The sequence below is a fragment of the Streptomyces synnematoformans genome (genome assembly GCF_039531005.1).
GTDB classification, from domain to species: domain Bacteria; phylum Actinomycetota; class Actinomycetes; order Streptomycetales; family Streptomycetaceae; genus Streptomyces; species Streptomyces synnematoformans.
Genome location: NZ_BAAAPF010000711.1, coordinates 1 through 940, shown reverse-complemented (window position 1 = coordinate 940; position 940 = coordinate 1). Strand labels below are relative to the sequence as shown.

1 protein-coding gene is annotated in these 940 nt (G+C 79.8%); it reads left to right on the top strand.

Going from position 1 to position 940, the window contains the following annotated elements:
* Nucleotides 1-940, top strand: a 940-nt coding sequence (locus ABD317_RS37280; protein ID WP_344296555.1) for an SDR family oxidoreductase, incomplete at both ends; no start/stop codon positions are given.

Sequence of the window (940 nt, the reverse complement as noted above, 5' to 3'; positions counted from 1 at the left end):
CCCGCGGCGGCCGGGAGCGGGCGGCGGCCCGGGCGGCCGGCGCCGACGCGCGGCTGCCGCCGCGTACGGTGCTGGTCACCGGCGCCACCGGCTTCGTCGGCTCCCGGGCGGTGCACCGGCTGCTCGGCACCACGCCGGCCCGGGTGGTGTGCCTGGTGCGCGCCCGCGACGACGCGCAGGCCAGATACCGGATGGTGGCCGCGCTGCGCGCGCAGGGGCTGTGGGAGGAGGCGCTGGGGCCGCGGCTGGACGCCCGCGCCGGCGACCTCGCCCGGCCCCGCTTCGGCTGGCCCGCGCGGACGTGGGACCGGTACGCGGCGGAGTGCGACGCCGTGCTGCACGCCGGCGCGCTGGTCAACTTCCTGCTCGGCTACCGGGAGCACCGCGCCGCCAACGTCACGGGGACCGCGCACGTGCTGCGCTTCGCGCTCGCCGGCCGGCCGAAGCCGCTGCACCACGTGTCCACCCTCGGGGTGCTCGACCGGCACGCGCGGCACGCCGGCACCCGGCTCGGCGAGGGCACCGACCCGCGGCGGGTGACGGTGCCCGGCAGCGGCTACAGCCGCTCCAAGCTGGTGGCGGAGCGGCTGCTGCTGCGGGCGCGCGAGCTGGGCGCGCCGGTCACGCTCTACCGGCTCGGCGAGATCATGCCCGCCGCGGACAACGGCCTGCCCAACCCGCGGGCGCTCACACACCTGCTGCTGTCCGCCTGCCATCAGCTCGGGTTGCGGCCCGCGGTGCCGATGCGCACCGACTACACGCCGGTCGACGAGACGGCCGCCCGGCTGGTCGCGGGGCTGGCCGAGGGGGCGACGGGCGCGGACTACCACGTGTTCCGCGCGGAGAGCGTCGACCTGGCGGCGGTCGGCCCGGCACCGGCCGGCCCGGCGGAGGCCGCGGACGGCGGGCCGCGCCCGATGCCGCCGCGGGCGTTCACGGC